This window comes from Pedobacter sp. (assembly GCF_965279535.1).
GTDB lineage: Bacteria > Bacteroidota > Bacteroidia > Sphingobacteriales > Sphingobacteriaceae > Pedobacter.
Genome location: NZ_OZ257244.1, coordinates 4,564,173 through 4,578,346 on the forward strand (window position 1 = coordinate 4,564,173; position 14,174 = coordinate 4,578,346).

Below are 14,174 nucleotides of genomic sequence, written 5' to 3' on the forward strand. Positions count from 1 at the left end.
TAAAAATCTTAATCCATTTTTAACAAACCTACTTTATAAAAAGAGATTATATTTGGAATATACATTAACTTACTTTTCGTATGAAGCACTATTTTTTCATTTTACTTCTTTGGTTGTATAGTTTAGCATCCTTTGCTCAATCCAAGCGTCCTAACATTATTTTTATACTTTCAGATGATCATGCCTATCAAGCCATAAGTGCATATGGAAATAAGTTAATCTCTACACCTAATATTGATCGGATAGCTAAATCGGGAGCTTTATTTAATAATGCCGTAGTCGCAAATTCCATTTGTGGTCCCAGCAGAGCCTGTTTGCTCACCGGACAGTACAGTCACAAAAATGGGTATAAAGTGAATGATGGTGTGCTGGATACCAATCAACGTTTTCTGCCTAAGATCATGAGTGAAAGTGGTTACCAAACTGCATGGATAGGTAAGTGGCATTTGGGTAGTTTACCAAGTGGTTTCGATTATTGGAATGTAATGCCTGTTCAGGGACATTATTTTAACCCTGATTTCATCAATCAAAAAAATGATACCGTGCTTTTCAATGGATATGTAACTGATGTAATTACGCAACTTACCAAGAGCTATCTGGATAAGCGAGATACTACTAAACCTTTTTTTCTGGTTGTTGGCGAAAAAGCCACCCATCGCGAATGGTTACCGGATTTGAAAGATCTTGGAGCTTATGATTCCATAACATTTCCCCTGCCTGGAACTTTCTATGATCAATACCAGGGTAGAAAGGCTGCTTCCAAACAGTTGATGGGAATAGGAGAGGTGATGACGCTTAAAACCGATCTGAAAATTAATCAGCCTTTTGGTGAAAAACCCAGATCGAAAAATCAGGATAAAAATAATGTAATCAAAGGTAAAGAGATAGAAGCATCCATTGCAAGGTACTATCAACAGGGTGAATATGCGAGGATGGATAGTATTCAAAGTAGCAGCTACCGCAACTATTATGGGAAAATCACTCAGGAATTTGAAAAGCTTAATTTATCCGGAAATGCGCTTAAGGAATGGAAATTCCAACGCTATATGAAGGATTACTACGCAACTGCAAAATCTTTGGATCGTAATATTGGTGAAATTTTGGATTATTTAGACCGTACCGGATTAGCAGAAAATACCATCGTGATTTACGGTTCTGACCAGGGTTTCTATCTGGGAGAGCATGGCTGGTTCGATAAAAGATTTATGTATGAAGAATCCCTCAAAACCCCTTTAATGATTCGGATGCCTCAATTACCCCTACAAAATAAAAAGCTTAACCAGATTGTATCCAATGTGGATTGGGCACCCACTATTCTTGACTTTGCGGGTATAAAAAAGCCAGATTTTATGCAAGGGAAATCATTTTTACCCGTATTGAAAAATCCTGATATTAAAGATTGGAAAAGTGAGGGAGCTTATTATCATTATTATGAGTATCCCGGCCCGCACCACGTTTCTCCTCATTTCGGGATTAGGACTGATGACTACGTTTTAATCCGGTTTTATAAAGGTGTGGATGCCTGGGAACTTTATGATTTGAAAAAAGATCCCAATGAATTGGATAATATAATCGACAGTAAACAATACGTTAAAGTTAAGGAGTTGCTTAAGCAAAAGTTAAAGTCACTTATTCTGATTAATGAAGATACTGAAGCATTAAAAATCTTCAACAGCAAATTATAGGGGGAAATAAAACTTCATAAAGCCGATTGGTGTGGTAGTAAAGTTTCTTGCAGCAAGGCAATGATTGCTGTTTATAATCACTATTCGGCGCGCTATCAATGGAGAGAAAAAACTTATATCTGCCTTCCTCCACTATTTTTATAAAACTATTTATAAAGATGAATGTTTACACCATTCATAAGCTAAGATTTTTTACTTTTGAATATCATGGAAGAACAACAACACGAGAACCAATTAAATATAGAACTATCTGAAGAGATAGCAGAAGGGATTTTTTCTAATTTGGCCATTATCACACACTCTAATACGGAGTTTGTACTGGATTTCATCAGGGTGATGCCAGGTATCCCTAAAGCAAAAGTAAAATCACGGATTATACTTACTCCTGAACACGCAAAACGCCTGTTATCAGCACTTGAAGACAACATTGCAAAATTTGAAGCGATAAACGGAAGGATAAAAACTCAGGAAGAACCACCATTTCCAATGGGATTTGGAGGGCCTACCGCACAGGCTTAATGCTTTTTAAGATTGTTTAAAACAAATTATTTGCTTGCTATGTTAGCATAATATATATTGTTCGACAACCATCTATAAGCATGAAAAAAATTTTATTGAGCGTAATACTGTCTGCGCCCCTGTTAGTTATGGGGCAAGGATTTCAGGTTAATTTACAAGGACAGAAACAAATAGGCATGGCAGGCGCAGGTTCTGCCTTAGCCTTAGATGAAGCATCAGTTTTTTTTAATCCGGGAGCAGTAACTTTTTTAGAAAAGAATTCTGTATCAGCAGGTGTTAACCCCCTTCTTTTTAAATCTGCATTTAAGCAATCAGGATCTAACGTTACCGAAGACGTAAAGAATAAAATTGCTCCTCCATTTGAGTTTTATGCTGTATGGGGCCCTAAATCCCAAAAATGGAAGCTGGGGTTAGGGGTTTATACACCTTTTGGCGGTTTAGTTGATTGGGGAGATGATTGGTCAGGTAGATATGCACTGACGTCATTAAATTTAAAAGCCATATACTTTCAACCTACATTAAGTATTAAAATCACAGACAGGATCGGTATCGGTGCCGGATTTGTATATAACCATGGTGATGTTAACTTACAAAGGGCCTTACCTGTAAACTTCCCTGATGGAAGATCAGGAAAGGCTACACTGGATGGAACGGGGACCGGATATGGATGGAATGCAGGAATTTACATCAATACCTTAAGTAACATTACCTTCGCCATTGTACATAAATCGAAAGTGGTGACTAAACTGGATGGAGGGAGTGCTGAATTTGATGTGTCCAATTCCTTGAGATCATCTTTCCCTACGGGTAATACTTTTAACGCCGAGCTCCCATTGCCTGCAACCACAACTTTAGGTATAGGTATTCCATTGTCGTCTTCTACAAAATTAGCATTCGATGCAAGCTGGGTACAATGGCATGTTTACAAGGAACTAGCTTTTGATTATGCTACCAATACCACAGCGCTTGCCGACACGAAATCTGCACGCAATTATCGTGATGGTTCTTCGTTTAAATTGGGGATCAACCATCAGGCAAGCGAGAAACTTGCCTTAAGGGCAGGAGTTGGATATGCATTTTCTCCGGTGCAGGATGGATATGTAACTCCCGAAGCACCAGATGCCGATCGGTATATTTTAAGTGCAGGAGTAGGCTATGCGCCTACAAGCCATTTTGAAGTCAATGCATCTTTTTTCTTTGAAGATGTTAAATCCCGTAAACAGAAAAATATAGAAACGGGTTTAGACGGTACATTTAAAACGCTGGTGTATGCACCTGGTCTTTCATTAACTTATAAATGGTAGGAGAATGCGCTATGAAAAAGTTTATATTGAATAGTTTCATTGCTGCAGTAATACTATTCGCAGCATCATGTAAACCTGAAATCGAAAGTCCGGCAGGAACATCTGCGGGTACAGCCAATTTTAGTAAATATATTGCAGTAGGAAATTCATTAACATCTGGTTTTGCCGATGGAGGCTTATATTTAGAGGGACAAAAAGTAGCATACCCTAATTTAATCGCTGAGAAATTGACTACTCTTGGTGGTGGAGCTTTCACCTCTCCATTTTTTTCAACAGAGCAAGCTAACGGATCAGGATATGCAAATCTTACTGCATTGGTAAATGGCAGCCCAACAATAGCTAATGTAACCAATAACCTGGCCTACCGGGACGCGGCTGAACATTTAACAAAAAATACTGCCGAAATACAGAATTTAGGTATCCCGGGGATGCGGGTAGATTTGGCCTTTGCTCCACAGTTTAGCGCATTAAATCCTTACTTTGAGCGACTGCTTCCGGATGCGCAGGTTGGGACTACAAGTTACTTTCAGTATATACAGGGCAAAAATCATACTTTCTTTTCCTTATGGATAGGAAATAATGACGCCTTAGGTAATGCATTAAATGGTGGCGTTACGGTAATGACTGATCCAACGACCGTACTAACCGATAAAACAACATTTGCCTCGCTTTATTCCAATTTAGTAACTGCCTTAACAGTAGCTGGACAAAAAGGGGTAGTTGGAACCATTCCGGATGTAACGGCCGTTCCTTATTTTAATACTGTTACGGTAGGGGCTTTACTCAACGCAGCTAAAGCCATTAACCCTGCAGCAACAGCTGTTTTTATACAAACGGGTACAGGCACAGTTAGAGAGGCTACCAATGAAGATTTAATTCGTCTACCTTTTCAATCACAAAATCTGTTTGGAGTTCCGGGACCCGGAGGTGCCCCTTACGGCTTGCATAGGGCTAACCCCATTACCAGTAACTGGGTATTGGATAAAGATGAAGTAACCAAAATTAAAGATTATATCAATAGTTATAACAGTACAATTAAGTCATTGGCGGCTAGTAAAGGTTTAGCTATAGCTGATACCTATGCGTATTTTAATCAGGTTAAAAATGGAGTTACGATTCAAGGTGTAGGGATAAATGCTGCTTTTATAACTGGTGGTGCTTTTTCATTAGATGGAATTCATTTAACTCCAAGAGGGAATGCTGTAATTGCCAATGTTTTTATTGATGCCATTAATACGAAGTATGGTTCAACGATTCCATCTATAGACATTACCCGGTATAGAGGAGTAAAATTTCCTGATTAATTAGATTATTTTAGATGGTAACAATTAAGGCCAGCGTAATTGCTGGCCTTAATTCTAAATTTTATCCTTAATGTAAGTAATTATCTTGTTTAACTCATTGGGTTCAAACCAGGTAATTTCATCATCCCTTCTAAACCAGGTTAACTGTCTTTTCGCAAAACGGCGGGTATTTTGTTTAATTGCAGAAATTGCATCTGCTAAGTTTGTTTTTCCATCAAGGTAATCGAAAATCTCACTATATCCAACGGTATTTAGTGCGTTGTAGCTGCGATAGGGGATAAGCGATTTTACTTCCTCTACGAGTCCGTTTTCGATCATCAAATCAACTCTTCTGTTAATTCGATCATAAAGGACAGCGCGGTCTGTATTTAAACCTAATTTAATCACTTTGAAAGGGCGAACTTTTTTAGTTGCGGAGAGCATAGAGGATAGTTTTTTCCCGGTTGAAAGAAAAACCTCTAAGCCCCGGATCATTCTTTGTGGGTTATTTTGATCAACTTTAGCAAAATACTCCGGATCTAGCGCTGCCAGTTGCAATTGGATAGCAGCTAATCCCTCAATTTCAAATTTTTTGTTTAGCTCTTCTCTAATGGCTAAATCAATTTCTGGCATTTCATCAAGTCCGTTCAACAGCGCATTTACATACAAGCCCGATCCACCAACCATTATAGCAACATCACGTTTAGAATAAATTTCTTCAAGTGTTTTTAAGGCTTCCTGCTCGAAATCTCCGGTGCTGAACAACTTAGCGACAGAATGAGAATCGATAAAATGGTGTTTTGCAGTGGCCAGTTCTTCAGGACTTGGCTTAGCTGTACCAATTTCCATTTCTTTAAAAAATTGCCTCGAGTCTGAAGAGATAATTTCTGTATGAAAATGTTGAGCCAATTGTATAGCCATAGCCGTTTTACCAATAGCTGTTGGTCCTACTACTGAAATTAAGGTCTTTATGGAATTTGATTGCATGAGCATATAAAATAAAAAGTCAGATGGAATCCATCTGACTAGTGTTTTATTCTAATGCCAGGCAGCACCTGGCATTGTACTTTAAATGATGTGTTAATAATCGTCTCGGCGACTATCGTCATCGTAGTTATCGTTGTCAGAGAATTCATCACCAAATTCATCTTCTTCTTCATTTTCTTCATCCTCATCCCGCTCTTCCTCGTTAATTCCCATTTCTCCCATGGCTTCTAGTTCATCGGTATCCTCAGGAACAAAGTTCATTTCATTTAAGAAATCAAATTCACTGGCAGCGGCACCTGCTCCACGCGGATCAACAGCTGTAGGGCTGTTTTTTTCCATAATTTTTGGTGCTTCGCCTGTACTTTTCGCCAAAAACGGATATTCAATATTAGGATCTGCGTCCAAAATAATTTTTACCAGCTCTACATGGAAATCGTAAGGGCGGTCGAAATTATAAGTATAATAGAATTTCTGATGAGGATCTTCAATGAAACCGCTTAATTTTGAATTTTCCATTAAAACTACACGATCTTTTTTACGCTCACTTGGCAAATAAGCTATTTCATCACCCTTTAGCCAATTGTCTGTGCTTACATAGAATGAAGAAGGTTTTTCGGCATTATATCCCGTAGATCTGTGGATAGCCTTATGCAGGTCTTCAAAGGTTTGGTTTGATTTAATGTCGATCTCTCTCACAACATCATCAAAATCTTCAAAAGTAATTCTAAATTTATAAATAGCCATTTTTGTATTTTGGAACCGTAAAATTAAAGTTAATTTACATCAACGCAAAGCAGCAAATGCAACAATTGCAGTTAGAATCCATGTTTTTGATGAATTAATTTTTATTTAACAGGATTTAAACCCATTTGTTTTGCCTGATCGAGCATAAAATTAAACGCTTCGGTATAATCGTTTGTTATTTCTCCTTCTAAAATAGCTTCGCGAATAGCATTTTTGATCAGTCCAACTTCCTTTCCTGCAGCTAAACCGAATGTTTCCATAATGTCATTGCCCGTAATCGGAGGTTGCCAGTTGCGGATTTTATCGCGTTCTTCAACGTCTTTTAATTTCTGTTTTACCAATTCGAAATTATTTCTGTACTTGGTTTTTTTATACTCGTTTTTTGTTGTTACGTCGGCATTGCACAACATCATGAGCGCTTCAATTTCTTCTCCTGCATCAAAAAGCAATCTGCGTACAGCAGAATCTGTAACTACATCCTGAGCCAGTACAATAGGACGAAGGTGAAGTTGAACCAGTTTTTGTACAAACTTCATTTTTTCATTTAGAGGCAGTTTCAGTTGTGCAAATATTTTGGGAACCATTCTTGCTCCCTTGTCTTCATGACCGTGAAAGGTCCAGCCGTGTCCTTCCTCAAAACGCTTTGTAGCGGGTTTGGCAATATCGTGCAAAATTGCTGCCCAACGTAACCAAAGATCATTTGTATGTTCGCAAATGTTATCTAATACTTCAAGGGTATGATAAAAGTTATCCTTATGCCCTTTGCCCTTAATTACATCAACGCCATAAAGTTGCGCCATTTGAGGGAAAATCAATTGAAGAAGTCCAGTATCAAAAAGATGTTTAAAACCAATGGAGGGCTTTGGTGATAAAATGATTTTATTCAGTTCATCTGTAATTCTTTCTTTAGATACGATGCTGATGCGCTGTTTTTGTGATTTGATCGCATTAATTGCCTGCTCATCGATATTAAAATTAAGCTGCGTGGCAAAGCGTATGGCCCTCATCATACGTAAAGGGTCGTCAGAAAAAGTAATCTCGGGATCAAGTGGGGTACGGATCAATTTGTTTTCCAAATCCTTTACTCCATCGAAAGGATCAAGAAGATCGCCGAAATTTTGTGCATTGAGGTTAATTGCCAATGCATTAATGGTGAAATCCCTTCTAATTTGGTCATCAGCAAGACTCCCATCTTCTACAATGGGTTTCCTGGAGTCGGATCTGTACGATTCTTTTCTTGCACCAACAAATTCTACCTCTAAATCTTGATATTTTAAGTTGGCAGTACCGAAATTTTTGAAAATGGCAACCTTAGTATTTAATTTTCTGCCTACAGCTTCTGCGTAGCTAATTCCACTGCCGATTACTAATACATCTATATCTTTTGAAGGACGATTTAGAAATAAATCACGTACAAAGCCACCAATAACATAAGCTTCGGTGTTGCTTTTATCCGCAATAACAGATAGCGTTTTAAAGATCGGATTTTGTAAGTGTTGCTGCATGATTGTGGAGTGGTCCAACTGAATTTTTATTTGAGTTTTCCCATTTGACTTAGCCTGGGCATCCCATAACATTCAATCCAAATTGATGCTGAAGGAATGACTGAGTTAAAATTTATACAAAAGTAATAAAATTACTTCCTAATAAACTCAAATTGCCCTGATGGTCCTAATTTAATTATTGTTGAAGGCTTTTTGTTGTTTTGAATGGCTTGTTCAAAATCTACCACGTAATCTACCTGATCAATAATTTCAGAAGCAATATCATCGAAATTCTTTGGAGATGGAGCTCCACTGATGTTAGCTGACGTCGATACAATAGGTTTTCTGAATCTCTGAATCAATGGAGTGCAAAAATCATGCTTGGCAATCCGGATTCCGACACTGCCATCAACATTAATTACATTTGATGCTAAATTTTTAGCACCTGAAAATATGACTGTCAAAGGATTTTCAGCATACTCAATCAAATCATAAGCTACATCCGGAATTTCTGCAACATAACTTTGTAGTTTATTGTCGGTATCCAGCAAAACAATCAGGCTTTTTTCCGCCGGGCGGTTCTTGATTTTAAGCACCTTCTCTACAGCCTCAGGATTTGTAGCATCGCAACCTAATCCCCAGATGGTATCCGTTGGATAAAGAATTACACCTCCTGATTTAAGCACTTCTAAAGCTTTGTTTATTTCTTCTCTAAGCATGTACAAAGTTAATTTTTTAACTGCAAATGTTAAAAATGGTTAATCCATTGTAATAAAGGTATGTTACATGAAACAAATGGCTCCTGGCAATCGTTTTTTAGCAAAGAAATCAGTATATTTATTTAGGTTATTAAAAATATAAATTGCACAAAATGAAAACAGCTCACAAATTGTTAATGCTCATTGCAGTTGTAATGACATTATCCGCATGTACTACGTTACGGACATCGTCTGATTACGACAAAAAAATTGATTTTTCAGGTTACAGAACCTATAATTTTTATGATAAAGGATTGGCCAGGCTTAAATTAAATAACCTGGATAAAAGACGTATGCTCGCTGCAATAGAAACTGAAATGAATGCTAAAGGCTTTACTAAAGCTGAAAAACCTGATTTGTTAGTGAATTTAGTTGTAGTGGCCAGAGAACGTGTAGATGTTTATAATTACGGACCTGGTTATTATGGCTGGGGCGGCTGGGGCTGGGGTTGGAGATCTCCTTTCTGGGGCCCAAGCATGAACAGCGTAAATCAATACATGGAAGGAACGATCATTATCGACTTTTTAGATCCTAAACAAAAAATTCTAATCTGGCATGGCAGAGGAAGTGGTTTTAATCTTGATAATATGAGCAAAAGAGAAGAGCGTGTGCAACGTGGTGTAAGCGAGATCCTTGCGCAATATCCGCCAAAAAATTAATAGGCAGGATTTAATAAATTGAAATAACAATTCATTAACTGACTTGTAACTAAAGGGCTGTTGAATTTCTGAACGAATTCCAGCCCTTTTGCTTTCATCGTTTCTCGCTTTTCTGGAGAATTTAAAATTTCGTTAATGGCTACAGCGAGTGCATCGGAATCTTTTGGATTGATGTATGTGCTGGCTGGTCCACCAGCTTCTTCAAGGCAGGACCCTGTCGCCGCAATTACCGGAACGCCTGAATATAAAGCCTCAATAATCGGAATCCCAAATCCTTCATAAAACGATGGATAAGCAAAAATTGTCGCCATTTGATAAATCCCGGGCAGATCGGCAAATGGAATATTTTTCAAGAAAATAATTCTGTTTTGAAGACCTAATCGTTGTATTTCCTCTTCTACTGTTTTGAAATACCGGGTTTTCTTCCCGATTACAACGAGTTTAACTGCTGCAGGTACATTTTGAAGGGCAGTAATCAGTAGTTTAAGGTTTTTACGTTCCTCAATAGTCCCTACATTTAAAATGAAGTGATCAGGAAGCGCATATTGATTACGGATTTTTTCCAGCCTCTCTTTTTCAAAAGGGGTTTTGAAACTGTCATCACAACTTTGATAAATGACCTCTATTTTATCCGGATGCGTTCCGAAATATGAAATAATATCTTCTTTTGTCTTTTCGCTTATGGCGATAATTTTGTCAGCATTTTTACAGGCCGCCTTACTTTTTATCTGATAGAGCTTTCTGTCAATCAGTTTGTAATATTGTGGAAAACGTAAGAAAATCAGGTCGTGAATGGTTACAACCGATTTAATATTGGTATGATGTATTTTAAAAGGAATCTCATGGCTTAATCCATGATAAAGCTGGATACCATCTTTCTTCAGATCTTTCAATATTCCGAAACTTCTCCATAACAAACCTCCGGAATGTGGAAGTTTTAGATTAATGTTATGATGGTGGAGAAAGGAATCAATTTGTTTTGCCTGTTTAAGCTTTGGCGTGTAAACAAAATATTCATTTTGAGGGAACTGATCAGCCAGGTGTTCAATAAGCGACCGGCTATAATTTCCTAAACCAGTTAAGTTATTGGCTGCACGTTTACCATCAAATCCAATTTTTAGCCCAAAGCTTAAAGCCGAAACCGCAAAGCTTGATTGCTCAAGTTCAGCGCCTTCGGCTTTATTTTTATGATTTGTGCTTTCAGCTTTCAATCCTTATGCCTTCAGCTTAAACAGCTACATTATTTTCTCTCAACGCATCGTTAAGTGAAGTTTTCTTGTCAGTGCTTTCTTTACGTTTGCCGATAATTAGCGCACAAGGAACCTGATACTCGCCGGCAGGGAATTTTTTAGTATAGCTTCCTGGTATTACTACTGAACGTGCCGGAACAACACCTTTATATTCAACCGGAGTAGGACCCGTTACATCAATAATTTTAGTAGACGCGGTTAATACCACATTAGCGCCTAAAACAGCTTCTCTTTCTACTTTAACACCTTCAACAACAATGGCTCTTGATCCAAGAAAAGCATCATCTTCAATAATTACCGGAGCGGCTTGAACAGGCTCTAAAACGCCACCAATACCAACACCACCACTTAAGTGAACACGTTTTCCAATTTGTGCACAAGATCCTACAGTAGCCCAGGTATCTACCATGGTACCCTCATCTACGTATGCACCAATGTTTACGTAAGAAGGCATCATAATTACACCTTTAGCTAAAAATGAGCCATAACGGGCACTTGCCATAGGTACCACGCGAACACCAGTAGATTTATAATCGGTTTTTAAATCCATTTTGTCGTGGTAAACAAAAGGGCCGCTCTTAATTTCTTTCATCTCACGGATTGGAAAATATAAGATAACAGCTTTTTTTACCCACTCATTAATGCCCCAAGAGTTTAGAACAGGCTCTGCAACACGGATTTCACCTTTATCCAGGCCCATAACAACGGCTTCGATGGCTTCACAATAGTTGCTATATTTCAAAAGACTTCTGTCTTCCCAGGCGGCTTCAATTAATTTCTTTAAATCTGAATACATGATGTTTTTAAATTTTACGCAAAATAAATCAATTTTTATCTATTTGAAAGGGAATATTGTTATTTAGTGGAAATCATATGCAGGTAACTATAATTGCTAAATGGCTTTATTGTTCTATTTTTGGTGCTACAGGTCAGGTGTGTATAGGATTATCAATCAACGAGCTGGAGCAATTAAACAATTCAGCAATTAAACAGTTAAACAATCCATCAGTTAAACAACAGCACCAAGTTCCAGATATTTCTTAATTTTGAACGTCATGGGAGAAACAGAGAAACTTAGGATAGATAAATATTTATGGGCAATCAGGTTGTTTAAAACCAGAAGTTTGGCAACTGATGCCTGCAAAGCAGGAAGGGTTAAGTTAAATGGCCAGAATATAAAGCCTTCCGCTATTGTAAAAATTGGAGATGTTTATCAGGTATCGAAGGGTATTGAAAAGAAAATAATAGAGGTGGTTGATTTTTCATACAACAGAACAGATTCTCCAACCGCTTTAACAAAATACAAGGATTTAACACCGCCAGAAGAAACACATGCTTTTAAGAGTGCCTTCCATTCGCCTGTACTGAAACGCGACCGCGGGGCCGGCCGTCCTACCAAAAAAGACAGGAGAGAAACCGATGATTTAATTACCGGAATGTTTGAAGATGAGGATTAAGGTCTTCTTAATTTCAAGCTAGTTTTTGATTTTAAGCGTTGCTGTTCCTTGAACCTTCTGTATGCTAAAATACCGCATTCGATAACCCATCATGGCCGTTTTTCCTAATCTGTCAATCAGTTTATAATTGGCCACGGCCCCAACTGCGGCACCTACGAAAGGTAAAAGCTGCGCGAGCTTAGCCAGGTCTATATAATCTCTATACTGTTGCTGGAAAGTTAACCAGTCAAATTCATCAATGTTGGCCGGCAGCGCATGTGCCCGATTATCCCAATCCTGCATTTTTAAAAAAGCATTTTTACTCTCTTCTTTACTTGAAAAGGCAAGTTGAAAAATATGGAGGATGTACAGGCGTTCGCGGTAATCTTTAACATCATAACCATAAATAGCTGCAATATCAAAAAGCATCTTCATCTTAATGCCCAGCAAAATAGGGAAGTCGGCCATGCTCATTAAAAAGCCGCCCGCTCCGGTTATACCGCCTTCTGCAGCCCCTGTTTTTCGATAGTTCTCTATCTTCTGCTTAACCAGTGCCTCCCTATGCATCATGGTCAGGTCTGTTAATGGTTTCGAAGTGGTAAAAGTAGAACCAAATAATACGGCCTTTACCATCTGTTTAATGGCTGCGGTAATGCCTTGATGAATTTTATCAGGAATATAGCTATTGATCTTCTTCTGAACTTTATCAGTTACCTGATTCAATAAAGAGGGCTTTTGCAAGATTTTATATCTCCAAAATTCGAGCTCACTGATTATTTTCTGATCATAGGTCATACTGTTAAGACGATAAAAGATTTATTTTGTTTCAGTTTGATATCAATATTCAATCCGCATAGGCGAGGTTTCCCAAAGTTTGAAAGCCTCAAGCCCTTCATTACGCATCATCTGGATAATTGGAAGGGTTCTTTTTTCCTTTGGCTGTTCCAGTTCATCATAAATAAATTTATCACTGAATCCAATGTTTTCAGCATCGCTTTTGGTGTTGGCATAATAAATGGTTTTGATTTTAGCCCAATAAATGGCTCCCAAACACATGGGGCAGGGCTCGCAACTGGTGTAAATTACACAGCCGGTTAAATCGAAAGTTTGAAGCTCAGAACAGGCTAAGCGGATAGCAGATACTTCAGCATGTGCTGTAGGGTCGTTGGTGGTAGTTACTTTATTGGCAGATTGCGCAATTATTTTTCCATCCCTAACAATTACTGCTCCGAAAGGTCCACCTATATTTTCTTTTACATTGTTTATGGAAAGGGCGATAGCCATCTTCATAAAATCTTCGTGCGTATGTTCCATGTGAAAAAAAGCACAAAAAAAATGCCCCGATTTCCCGGGGCATCTTCATAATTTATCTTTCAGATTATTTCTTGTTATATTCTGCGTTTAAGCCTTTGATTACATCGCTGGTTACGTCTAAGCTTTCATCGGCAAATAAAATTGCACTGTTGCCTTTAGAATACGTTAACACCATCTTGTAGCCTTTTTCTTTTGCATAAGTTTTTAAGTAACCAGCAACTTTATCGTAAAGTTTCTCTGTTTCAACAGCTTGCTCATTTTGCAATGCACCACCAGCATTTTGTTGGTAAGTTTGCAATTCCTGTTGTTTACGTGCTAAGCGCTCTTCAGTTTCTTTACGTTGATCAGCTGATAAGGTTCCTGCATTTTGTTGGTACTGAGCAACTTCTCTTTGGAAAGCTTGCCCTTTAGCCTGCATATCAGATTGAGCGCTTTTAGTTTTTCCTTCGAATTTAACTTTAAGATCTTTATAGTATTCATATTTGTTCAACAATGAATCTTGATTTACAAATACAATCTTATCGTTAGCAGAAACAGCTGAAGTGCTATCTGTTTTTTTAGTTTCAGTGGTTTTGGTGTCTTTGTTCTGGCACGCAGAGAATGCAGTAATTAAAGCTGCAGATGCGAATAAACCAAAGGTTTTAAAGGTTTTTCTTTCCATTATTGTTTAATAAATTTTAGCAAACTTATATAAAATTGGTATCAATCGCAATTTTATCAGTGGCTTAAGCACCCGCAGGCTGAATAATCG

16 protein-coding genes are annotated in these 14,174 nt (G+C 37.9%); 7 read left to right on the forward strand and 9 right to left on the reverse strand.

Annotated elements, in window-relative coordinates; all coding sequences use genetic code 11:
- Positions 1-80: 80 nt before the first annotated feature.
- The 4 genes from ACQY77_RS18905 to ACQY77_RS18920 all read left to right on the forward strand — a co-directional run bounded on the left by ACQY77_RS18905 (position 81) and on the right by ACQY77_RS18920 (position 4,812).
- Complete coding sequence (locus ACQY77_RS18905) at positions 81-1,685, forward strand: sulfatase (RefSeq protein ID WP_421940760.1); 1,605 nt, start codon at positions 81-83, stop codon at positions 1,683-1,685.
- Between the two features lie 207 nt (positions 1,686-1,892).
- On the forward strand, positions 1,893-2,204 hold the full coding sequence (locus ACQY77_RS18910; RefSeq protein ID WP_421940759.1) for a DUF3467 domain-containing protein: 312 nt from the start codon (positions 1,893-1,895) through the stop codon (positions 2,202-2,204).
- 80 nt (positions 2,205-2,284) lie between these two features.
- On the forward strand, positions 2,285-3,508 hold the full coding sequence (locus ACQY77_RS18915) for an OmpP1/FadL family transporter (protein ID WP_421940758.1): 1,224 nt from the start codon (positions 2,285-2,287) through the stop codon (positions 3,506-3,508).
- Positions 3,509-3,519: 11 nt separating this feature from the next.
- Entirely contained in the window at positions 3,520-4,812 is a 1,293-nt protein-coding gene (locus tag ACQY77_RS18920) for an SGNH/GDSL hydrolase family protein (protein WP_421940757.1), read from the forward strand.
- A gap of 54 nt (positions 4,813-4,866) precedes the next feature.
- Here the strand turns inward: ACQY77_RS18920 and miaA are convergent, their stop codons facing one another.
- From miaA to ACQY77_RS18940, 4 genes are all read right to left on the reverse strand, one after another.
- Positions 4,867-5,778: a tRNA (adenosine(37)-N6)-dimethylallyltransferase MiaA gene (miaA, locus tag ACQY77_RS18925; protein ID WP_421940756.1), complete on the reverse strand. Its 912-nt coding sequence runs from the start codon at positions 5,776-5,778 to the stop codon at positions 4,867-4,869.
- A gap of 93 nt (positions 5,779-5,871) precedes the next feature.
- Entirely contained in the window at positions 5,872-6,522 is a 651-nt protein-coding gene (locus ACQY77_RS18930; RefSeq protein ID WP_421940755.1) for an IS1096 element passenger TnpR family protein, read from the reverse strand.
- 101 nt (positions 6,523-6,623) lie between these two features.
- Positions 6,624-8,027 (reverse strand): CCA tRNA nucleotidyltransferase, encoded by a 1,404-nt coding sequence (locus ACQY77_RS18935; protein ID WP_421940754.1) that lies wholly within the window; start codon positions 8,025-8,027, stop codon positions 6,624-6,626.
- Positions 8,028-8,158: 131 nt separating this feature from the next.
- On the reverse strand, positions 8,159-8,725 hold the full coding sequence (locus ACQY77_RS18940; protein WP_421940753.1) for an L-threonylcarbamoyladenylate synthase: 567 nt from the start codon (positions 8,723-8,725) through the stop codon (positions 8,159-8,161).
- A 152-nt stretch (positions 8,726-8,877) separates the two neighbouring features.
- Here ACQY77_RS18940 and ACQY77_RS18945 point away from each other — a divergent pair, with 152 nt between their 5' ends.
- Positions 8,878-9,423 carry a DUF4136 domain-containing protein gene (locus tag ACQY77_RS18945; RefSeq protein ID WP_421940752.1) on the forward strand — a complete coding sequence of 182 codons (546 nt, stop codon included), beginning with the start codon at positions 8,878-8,880 and terminating at the stop codon, positions 9,421-9,423.
- Here the strand turns inward: ACQY77_RS18945 and ACQY77_RS18950 are convergent.
- A complete protein-coding gene (locus ACQY77_RS18950; protein ID WP_421940751.1) occupies positions 9,420-10,634 on the reverse strand; it encodes a glycosyltransferase family 4 protein in 1,215 nt (404 codons plus the stop codon). The genes ACQY77_RS18945 and ACQY77_RS18950 overlap by 4 nt on opposite strands.
- 16 nt (positions 10,635-10,650) lie before the next feature.
- On the reverse strand, positions 10,651-11,469 hold the full coding sequence (locus ACQY77_RS18955) for a 2,3,4,5-tetrahydropyridine-2,6-dicarboxylate N-succinyltransferase (RefSeq protein WP_421940750.1): 819 nt from the start codon (positions 11,467-11,469) through the stop codon (positions 10,651-10,653).
- A gap of 77 nt (positions 11,470-11,546) precedes the next feature.
- On the opposite strand from ACQY77_RS18955, the gene ACQY77_RS18960 reads away from it, so the two are divergent.
- Both ACQY77_RS18960 and ACQY77_RS18965 read left to right on the forward strand, forming a co-directional pair.
- Positions 11,547-11,717, forward strand: coding sequence for a hypothetical protein (locus ACQY77_RS18960; RefSeq protein WP_421940749.1), 171 nt, complete (start codon positions 11,547-11,549; stop codon positions 11,715-11,717).
- 11 nt (positions 11,718-11,728) lie between these two features.
- Positions 11,729-12,130, forward strand: coding sequence for an RNA-binding S4 domain-containing protein (locus ACQY77_RS18965; protein WP_421940748.1), 402 nt, complete (start codon positions 11,729-11,731; stop codon positions 12,128-12,130).
- Between the two features lie 18 nt (positions 12,131-12,148).
- On the opposite strand, the gene ACQY77_RS18970 is transcribed toward ACQY77_RS18965, so the two are convergent.
- The 3 genes from ACQY77_RS18970 to ACQY77_RS18980 all read right to left on the reverse strand — a co-directional run bounded on the left by ACQY77_RS18970 (position 12,149) and on the right by ACQY77_RS18980 (position 14,084).
- Complete coding sequence (locus ACQY77_RS18970; protein WP_421940747.1) at positions 12,149-12,904, reverse strand: EcsC family protein; 756 nt, start codon at positions 12,902-12,904, stop codon at positions 12,149-12,151.
- Positions 12,905-12,946: 42 nt separating this feature from the next.
- On the reverse strand, positions 12,947-13,423 hold the full coding sequence (locus ACQY77_RS18975) for a nucleoside deaminase (RefSeq protein WP_421940746.1): 477 nt from the start codon (positions 13,421-13,423) through the stop codon (positions 12,947-12,949).
- 64 nt (positions 13,424-13,487) lie between these two features.
- Complete coding sequence (locus ACQY77_RS18980; protein ID WP_421940745.1) at positions 13,488-14,084, reverse strand: OmpH family outer membrane protein; 597 nt, start codon at positions 14,082-14,084, stop codon at positions 13,488-13,490.
- Between the last annotated feature and the right edge of the window lie 90 nt (positions 14,085-14,174).

Excerpts from the sequence above, each read along its gene's own strand:
- ACQY77_RS18980 (WP_421940745.1), bottom strand. The coding sequence starts at position 14,084 with ATGGAAAGAAAAACCTTTAAAACCTTTGGTTTATTCGCATCTGCAGCT.
- ACQY77_RS18920 (WP_421940757.1), top strand. The coding sequence starts at position 3,520 with ATGAAAAAGTTTATATTGAATAGTTTCATTGCTGCAGTAATACTATTC.
- ACQY77_RS18970 (WP_421940747.1), bottom strand. The coding sequence starts at position 12,904 with ATGACCTATGATCAGAAAATAATCAGTGAGCTCGAATTTTGGAGATAT.
- ACQY77_RS18905 (WP_421940760.1), top strand. The coding sequence starts at position 81 with ATGAAGCACTATTTTTTCATTTTACTTCTTTGGTTGTATAGTTTAGCA.
- ACQY77_RS18935 (WP_421940754.1), bottom strand. The coding sequence starts at position 8,027 with ATGCAGCAACACTTACAAAATCCGATCTTTAAAACGCTATCTGTTATT.
- miaA (WP_421940756.1), bottom strand. The coding sequence starts at position 5,778 with ATGCAATCAAATTCCATAAAGACCTTAATTTCAGTAGTAGGACCAACA.
- ACQY77_RS18910 (WP_421940759.1), top strand. The coding sequence starts at position 1,893 with ATGGAAGAACAACAACACGAGAACCAATTAAATATAGAACTATCTGAA.
- ACQY77_RS18945 (WP_421940752.1), top strand. The coding sequence starts at position 8,878 with ATGAAAACAGCTCACAAATTGTTAATGCTCATTGCAGTTGTAATGACA.
- ACQY77_RS18965 (WP_421940748.1), top strand. The coding sequence starts at position 11,729 with ATGGGAGAAACAGAGAAACTTAGGATAGATAAATATTTATGGGCAATC.
- ACQY77_RS18940 (WP_421940753.1), bottom strand. The coding sequence starts at position 8,725 with ATGCTTAGAGAAGAAATAAACAAAGCTTTAGAAGTGCTTAAATCAGGA.
- ACQY77_RS18955 (WP_421940750.1), bottom strand. The coding sequence starts at position 11,469 with ATGTATTCAGATTTAAAGAAATTAATTGAAGCCGCCTGGGAAGACAGA.
- ACQY77_RS18915 (WP_421940758.1), top strand. The coding sequence starts at position 2,285 with ATGAAAAAAATTTTATTGAGCGTAATACTGTCTGCGCCCCTGTTAGTT.
- ACQY77_RS18930 (WP_421940755.1), bottom strand. The coding sequence starts at position 6,522 with ATGGCTATTTATAAATTTAGAATTACTTTTGAAGATTTTGATGATGTT.
- ACQY77_RS18960 (WP_421940749.1), top strand. The coding sequence starts at position 11,547 with ATGCAGGTAACTATAATTGCTAAATGGCTTTATTGTTCTATTTTTGGT.
- ACQY77_RS18975 (WP_421940746.1), bottom strand. The coding sequence starts at position 13,423 with ATGGAACATACGCACGAAGATTTTATGAAGATGGCTATCGCCCTTTCC.